This is a genomic window from Nostoc sp., assembly GCF_036918245.1.
Lineage (GTDB): Bacteria > Cyanobacteriota > Cyanobacteriia > Cyanobacteriales > Nostocaceae > Nostoc.
In genome coordinates this window covers 50,402-58,118 of sequence record NZ_JBALEF010000046.1, presented here as the reverse complement: position 1 = coordinate 58,118, position 7,717 = coordinate 50,402, and the positions used below count along the sequence as shown (strand labels likewise).

Below are 7,717 nucleotides of genomic sequence, written 5' to 3'. Positions count from 1 at the left end.
AGGTGGATGAACGGAGTTCAAAGGTGGATGAACGGAGTTCAAAGGTGGATGAACGGAGTTCAAAGGTGGATGAACGGAGTTCAAAGGTGGATGAATCCAGTTCTAACTCTCCCCTGCTCCCCTGCCCCCCTGCTTCCCTGCCCCCCTGCTCCCCACTCCCCACTCCCTCATCCCCCCTTATGCTTTTTCAAAATCTTTTCGACTCTGGGTTTATAAATGAGATGAAATAAGGTTTCCATGTAGCGATCTCTGGCTTCGTTATTTTCGGGAGCAACAAAGTTCCAAAAACTAAACATTTTAGCAAGTAGTAGTAATTGATTGCTATGTAAATGCCAATTATATTTGTGATGAATTCGCTGACTCATCCATTCAGAAACTTCTTGCCAATGTTCAGGATGAGTATCGCATTGCTCAACGAAGTCTAAAATTTTCGTTGCTGTTCCTTCTAAGTCTGTAGGATTAACATTAAATTGGTTTTCTTTGTTCTCGATAATTTCTAAAGAACCGCCAAATTGAGTAGCAAAAGTTGGCAAGCCGGAAATCATCGCTTCCAAAATGCTCCGCCCGAAGGATTCAAAGAGGGCAAAATGGACATAAATTCCCTGAGAGTCTGCAACTACCCGGTAAGCTTCGCCGAGGTCGCAAGTCGGGATACGCATCCCTATCCAGCGAATATTACCATAGAGATGATATTGATCAATGATGTCGTGAAGTTTTTGGATTTCTTCTGCTTCTTCTGGGTTTGTAGCTTCATGTGGATGCAGTTTCCCACTTAAGAGGATCAGGTTACAATGCTCTTGCAACGGCTGACTTTGACCAAAACATTCAGCTAACCCAGTGAGATTTTTGATTGAAGTAACAGAAGCAGCAGCAAAGATTGGTCGCTTATTAAGGTTCTCTAAGTGACCTAATATTTGGGGATCTTCGCGGATAAAGAGTAGGTCGTGAATTTTGCTGCCAAGGTTAATATCTCGGTCTTCTTTGTGGCTATAGGGAAAGAAAATATTTTCATTTACTCCCGGCGGCACCAAGTTGAATTTAGGACTAAACAAATCAATGCCATCAACCACATGATACAACTGCGGCATTGTAAACCACTTGTACGACTCGTATTGACCTATGGTGTCGGGCGTGCCGACAATTTCTTGATAGGACGATGTAATGATGAAGTCGGCTGCATTCATGCTAATCAAATCGGCAGTGAATTGTGCTGAAAAGTGATATTGGTCTTCTAAATCTTGCCAATATAAATTGCTAAATAGATGTTTAGGTTTTTCCAAAGAATGGGCAATGTTGCACTGGGTAACTTTCATTCGGCGAGATAGGAGAAAGGCTACTAAGTTACCGTCACTGTAATTACCAACAAGCAGACTAGGTTTACCTTGGAATTGAACTAGTAATTCTCTTTCTGCATCAAGCGCAAATTGTTCTAAATAAGGCCAAATTTCAAATTTAGAAATCCAATTATTGGTGATTTCTGGATTGAATTCACCAAAAGGAACGCGCAATATCCAAGCATTCTCAGTATCTTGAACTTTTTCTAAGCGAAGGTTACAAAACGTCCCTTCACAGTTAGGAATTAGTCGAGTGAGAATAATTATATGGGGCTTAATGCCTAGCTGGTCGAGTCCAGCGAGTTTGATTTGTTCCCGCAGTTCGTTTTCTAAGCTGCGAGCTTGTTCGAGGACGTAGATAACTTGACCGAGTGTTTCATCTCTTCCCAAAACATCCTCCTGTCCCACCCAGCCGTGGATGGAGATGAGGACGACGCGAAAGACGGCGGGGACGCGGGCTACAAATGTTTCTAAGATGCCAGGTTCTGGGGAGTAAATGAGTCGGTCGAGGAGTTGTAAAGTTTCAGAGACTCGCGCCGCAGTGTTACCCCAACCCGGCTCAAAGCCGAGTTGTTGGAGGTCAAAGCTAAATTTTTCATAAGGTTCATCAGGCGATCGCTCACTCAGGAATTTGAGTGCTAGCTTAATTTGTTTGGCTAACTGAATACCGGAGGAAATGCGATCGCTCAACAATAGGCCAATACCATCGTATTGCAGCCTATGTAATGCTTGAAATAACATTTCTACCCAATATTGAGGGTCAGTCAACAATTGATTGCATAGGTAACGGTTGAGAAAGGCTAAACCTTGACCAATATTTCTCGCGTCGTCGATTCTTGGAGAACTCTCATAGAAGGGGTGGAGGTCGATTTCGAGGATATGGGGTTGGTAGCGGTTGACTAGACGATCTCTCACATCTAACAGCGCTTGAGGCGTCATCTGCTCGAACCCGCTAAAATCGGCTGTCAGTTGCCAAACTTCTTGATTCGCAATCCTCGGTCGAATCACAAACCACGTACTTTCCTCTTCGAGAATTATTTCATGGGTGTATTGTATTAATTTGCCAACAGAAGAAGAGTAGTAAAAATAGGCTGGCTTTTGGGATTGATGACAGTAGTCTGCAAAAGCTTGCAAAATCTCATTTCTTAGGAAGTAATGCTTACCTGAACTACTCAACGCATAAATCAACTGATGTAGAGCAGTTTTTTCATCACCGTTGGAGAGAGCTTGAACTAGTTCATACATGATGACGAATTCCAGAAATTTAGCTAGGTAATAACCTCATTTTTCTTTCCAGTTTTCGGGTTGCTGAGGTATATTCCCCAAATGATCATAAATTACTATAAAAATCTTCGCGTCTAGCTCTGGGATGAAAGACTGTGAGAACTTCAAATGTATAGGATGAGAGACTGGGGGAAGATGGACACTTTATAATCTCAAATTATTAGTTTATCATGAGACAAAAATACAATCTTATTTCTGAAAAAATCCGTATATTTTCTAATTTTACCATCTCTACGAGTAATTTAAAAACTCAAATACTAGTCTGATATCAAGCCTAAACTAATAATTTTTTGTAGTGCTTTTTCAAAGCCTATACCCTGTTTAAGAGCGATATGCAAAAATACTATTGCAGCTGAACGAATTGAATTATCACAATGTATCAGAGTCGGTTTAGGTAGTTCAGTGATGATCTGATATATCTGGAGCATACCTTGATGATTAATATCTTCAGATTTAGTTGGGAGATTAACATAATACAATCCCAAAAGCTCAGTCTTCTCCTGTTCATTAGCCAGCAAGCCTGTTTCGTCAGGCATACACAGCTTGTTTTTATTGTGCCAACTTGCTTAACAGAGAATTATTGCGACGCTAGCGATGGTTCTCTTATCTTTTCAAGCACTTCAGCCATCCATCAAGATTTATTGCTTACTTTCAGAATCTCTTGCTTATACCCCCCAATTAATTCGAGAGTTTTTAATGTTGAAAAATGAATTTGTAATTTTGATTTTATTGGGATGCAGCTAATAGTGGTTTAGCTTTATGCAGCCTCAATCATCTTCCCAAGATTCGTGATTCAGTAAATCGATAATTCTATCTCTGAGTAGAAATTCGTTTTTTTCTAACTCAAGTTCAAAATTAACCCAGTCACGATGAGGAATATATTTACAGAGGGTATAAATTGGCTGCTGACGGTTAACAAGTCTCTTTTTAACAAGTTGAAGTGCTTCTTCCTTGATAACCTTGATGTCATATTTAACCGTAGTGTTCATAAGTCGTTCCTTTATTTTCAATCAAGGAATTAAGACTCAAAACAATAGTTGCTTTGACTCTCCCTTAAACTTATCAAATAAAATTGGCGATAATTGTGAAGAATCAAGACATTAATAGTTGCTGGAAGTTAAATACAGGAGATTTCAACTTCTCTACGAACGCGAACAGCGTGTCGGAGACAGAGGCTACGCCAACATGAGATACAGAAATACCCGACCACTTTCCCCTTTATAAGGATTGCCACTACGTTGGTCAACCCGACTGACTTGTTCGCTCTTAGCCTTCCCGCTATGAAAGCAAGTAGGGTGAGGGTTGCGGAGGGGTGTAACTTGTATAGTTACAAATAGTAAAATACTCTTTGTGAGTTTAAGTATACCCTCTTTAGATAGGTTCTTGTAGAAGACATCTCCAGAAATTAAATAATATGCATTATCTAGAACCCTTGTAGAGACATAGCACTGCTACATCTTTCTACATTCTTTTTCAGCAGATGTCTAGAGCAAGAAGGCTGGCACAACAAGCTGTAAACATCAAAAGAGAATCTAGATGTTCTCTGGGCGACTTGTCAGAAGGTAGGCTAGGGTAAAGAACATTCTCTATAAAACTTATACTATGCTCCTGAATCTTGATAAAGTTCGTCAATATTTTCCTGGTCTAGCTGCTGAATGGACTTTTTTTGATAATGCTGGTGGGTCACAAACCTTGAAAAAAGTAGTAGATAGAATTAGTGAATTTCTCCTAAGTTCTGATGTCCAGTTAGGAGCTTCTTATGCGATTTCTCAACTTGCTGGAGAACGATTGGCTCTAGCAACTAGGGGAATGGCTACTTTCATTAATGCCAATTCTTCTAAAGAAGTGGTTATGGGTCCATCTACTACAATGATGTTGAAAGTTCTCTCAATGTGTCTGGGTCAAACCTTCACACCTGGTGATGAGGTTATTGTTACTAATTGTGACCATGAGGCTAATATTGGTGCTTGGGTCGCTCTTGAAAAACAAGGAATGAAGGTTAAAGTGTGGCAAGTTCGCCCAGATACTTTGGAACTTCATTTAGCAGACTTAGAACCATTGATGAGTCAGCGCACAAAACTGGTAGCCTTGACTCATGCTTCTAATGTTCTGGGAACCATCAACCCGATCAAAGAAATTGCTGCATTTGTACACGATCGCAATGCAATGATTTGTGTAGATGGTGTAGCTTATGCACCCCATAGATTAGTTGATGTCCAAGATTTGGATGTTGATTTCTATACTTTGAGTTGTTATAAAGTCTATGGGCCGCATCATGCCTTACTTTATGGTAAAGAAGAACATTTATTAAGATTGCCTGGTCTTAATCATTATTTTATTGAACAGACAGACATACCTTATAAATTTCAATTAGGGAATGTCAATTTTGAATTAAGTTATGGAATGTTAGGTGTATGTGATTATTTAAGTGAATTAGCACAACTGCACTACGGAAATGAAACTGCACCTGATTTGAGAAATCAAATGGTGCAAGCATTTGATTTAATTAGCATACATGAAGAAAAGATTAGCGATCGCCTCCTAAATTACCTCAACAGTAAGCCTAATGTGCGAGTGATTGGTCAATCAAAGGCTGACCGCCAAACCCGTGTACCAACTATATCTTTTATCGTCGATGGCATAAATAGCTCAACCATTCCGGTAAAAGTTGACCAATATTATATTGCGATTCGCTATGGGGACTTTTATGCTAAACGGCTCATTGAATACTTGGGGTTAGCGTCCCAAGGTGGAATAGTCCGGGTAAGTATGGTGCATTACAACACCCTTGAGGAAGTTAACAACTTGATTGAGGCTTTTGAGCAGATATTTTAAGATTGGGGATTGGGGATTGGGGATTGGGGATTGGATTATTCTCCCCTTGTTCCCTTGTCCACATTACCTATTACTAAGCTGCAAAACTTGTACCTCTTCTTGTGGAGAAATTAATGTTTTACCCACTGGGAGAACAGCTAAGGCATTGGTTTGAGCTAAATTAATTAAATTGCCGGAACTGTGACTACCACCAGCTTTATGAAATTCATAAACTCCATCAATTAAATGCAATTTACCCCAAAGGTAAGTTTCACGTTTGCCATCCGATCGCAATTCATCATGCGATCGCACTTTCAAAAATACTGGTTCCCAACCTTCAGTAATTCCCGAAAGTTTCTTGATTGCTGGTAGCACAAACCGCCAAAATGTCACCAACACAGCAGCAGGGTTTCCTGGTAAACCAAAATAGAGTGGGGAGACGCGATTAATCGCATCTGTACTGGGGAAAGTGGCGACGGTGATGGGTTTTCCTGGACTCATCTGTACAGCCCGAATCTGGATTTTTGCTTGTAGTGACTCTAGAATTTTGTCAACATAGTCATAATCTCCCACAGAGACACCACCAGAAGAGAGAACTATATCAGCGATCGCAATGGCGTGGTTAATAACTTTCTCCAGAGCAACTGGATCATCTTTCACAATGCCTAAAATTAACGGTTCTGCGCCAATTTGTCTCACCAAAGCTGCCAGCGCATACTGATTAGAATCTACAATTTGCCCTGGTTGCAGCGGTTGATCAATTGTCACCAACTCATCACCAGTGGAAAAAATTGCCACACGCGGACGGCGATAAACACTTAATTGCGGACACTGTGCTGCTGCCAATACGGCAATTTCTGAGGCATTTAATTTAATTCCTGCTGGTAGTAGTTGTGTTCCAGCTTGATAAAAAGATGCTTGATGTCTGACAAATTCTTGCGGTTTTGGTGCATCCAGGATAAATACGCGGTTTTCCTCGCGGCGTGTCTTCTCTTGCATAACTACAGTATCCGCACCTGCTGGGATCACCGCACCTGTAAAAATTCGTGCGGCTTGCCCTGGTTGAATCGTAGACTTGGGCTGATACCCAGCCGGAATCTCTTCAACAATTTCTAAAATAGCTGGTTGTTCGGTGCTAGAGTGCTGTACATCTTCGTAGCGAACTGCGTAGCCATCCATTGCCGAATTATCCCAATGGGGAAAATCTAGCGGACTGGTGACAGGTGTTGCCAAAATGCGACTATCTGCTGTCAATAAATCTACAACTTCTGTATGCCGTTGACGATCCAACGGCTGCACCAAATTTAAAATAATTGCTTGTGCATCGCTGACTGATAACATAACGATCGCCTCCGACTTTTCTTTTATTCTTGGGTAGCTTTATCTAGATTTCTATGAGCGGTAAATCCCAAGCTACACACTGCTAGCAAACCGATAATTATGCTTCCTTCAGGGATTTTGGATACCTGAACTGAATTGTTGCTTAAATCCAGTATTTGCTTTTTCCCTGCTGTATCTCTTTTGTAAAAACCAAATTCTTTAGTTACAACTTCATCACTCGAATCTTCATCTATGAGTGCGAGATTATTATTAAGCCATGTGTCGCCAGGAAACTCATCATCCTTGCCAACATCAAATGGGCCAAAGATTTGCTCTTTAGTGCTATCAAAGTTGAATCTCAAATAGCTGTAGTTAGATATACCACTAAGTACGGGAGTGAAACTATTAATGAGATTACTCAAGGGATCAAAGAAGGAAATTGAGAGAGATTGCAAGTTTTTTGTAGCTCCCATACCTGCTTCAGAAATGACGCTGGGAGCAGTTGATGTATCGTAGTTAAATGAACCTTTAGCTGAATAACCTGTGTCTCCTTTCCAGTTAAAGTTGAACTCAGCAGCATGAGCTAGGTCGTTAGTGGTTATGGCGATCGCTAACGCTAAAGCAGTAGTCGTCACCATACTAATAGCTGTTCTAGTAAATAGATGTGTCATCAATGCAACCCCGAAATTAATTAAAATTAAGTTTCTACAACAATACAATACAGATGTACTAACCTACTGTATGTTGCATTCATGATCTGTAACGGTTACTCTGTGAGATGCTTACTAAGTATCAGCAGGGTATCAAAACTGCCATAGGAGCTTAATCCGATTTTTGAGTTATGCAGTTGTTAGTTGCACAAATTTTTGTTGACTGGTTTTTGTTCCTTTATAGCGCAGCAACTAGCCGAGTCATCATCTTAATATTAAAAACAGGAGCGATCGCTATTTCCCAACCCCTAAATA

General features: G+C 40.5%; 6 protein-coding genes. 1 reads left to right on the top strand and 5 read right to left on the bottom strand.

What is annotated here, in order from left to right:
- Positions 1–167 precede the first annotated feature (167 nt).
- The 3 genes from V7L12_RS12685 to V7L12_RS12675 all read right to left on the bottom strand — a co-directional run bounded on the left by V7L12_RS12685 (position 168) and on the right by V7L12_RS12675 (position 3,607).
- Complete coding sequence (locus V7L12_RS12685; protein ID WP_335084581.1) at positions 168–2,579, bottom strand: sucrose synthase; 2,412 nt, start codon at positions 2,577–2,579, stop codon at positions 168–170.
- A gap of 296 nt (positions 2,580–2,875) precedes the next feature.
- Positions 2,876–3,154 carry a hypothetical protein gene (locus V7L12_RS12680; protein WP_335084580.1) on the bottom strand — a complete coding sequence of 93 codons (279 nt, stop codon included), beginning with the start codon at positions 3,152–3,154 and terminating at the stop codon, positions 2,876–2,878.
- Positions 3,155–3,385: 231 nt separating this feature from the next.
- On the bottom strand, positions 3,386–3,607 hold the full coding sequence (locus V7L12_RS12675; protein WP_334824945.1) for a DUF4327 family protein: 222 nt from the start codon (positions 3,605–3,607) through the stop codon (positions 3,386–3,388).
- Positions 3,608–4,220: 613 nt separating this feature from the next.
- On the opposite strand from V7L12_RS12675, the gene V7L12_RS12670 reads away from it, so the two are divergent.
- Positions 4,221–5,453, top strand: a complete 1,233-nt coding sequence (locus V7L12_RS12670; RefSeq protein WP_335084579.1) for a cysteine desulfurase-like protein — start codon at positions 4,221–4,223, stop codon at positions 5,451–5,453.
- A 63-nt stretch (positions 5,454–5,516) separates the two neighbouring features.
- Here V7L12_RS12670 and V7L12_RS12665 read toward each other — a convergent pair whose 3' ends face one another.
- Together V7L12_RS12665 and V7L12_RS12660 are read right to left on the bottom strand one after the other, a co-directional pair.
- The gene (locus tag V7L12_RS12665; protein ID WP_335084578.1) at positions 5,517–6,773 is read right to left on the bottom strand and encodes a molybdopterin molybdotransferase MoeA; all 1,257 of its coding nucleotides are present in this window, start codon (positions 6,771–6,773) and stop codon (positions 5,517–5,519) included.
- A 23-nt stretch (positions 6,774–6,796) separates the two neighbouring features.
- On the bottom strand, positions 6,797–7,423 hold the full coding sequence (locus V7L12_RS12660) for a hypothetical protein (RefSeq protein ID WP_335084577.1): 627 nt from the start codon (positions 7,421–7,423) through the stop codon (positions 6,797–6,799).
- Positions 7,424–7,717: the final 294 nt, after the last annotated feature.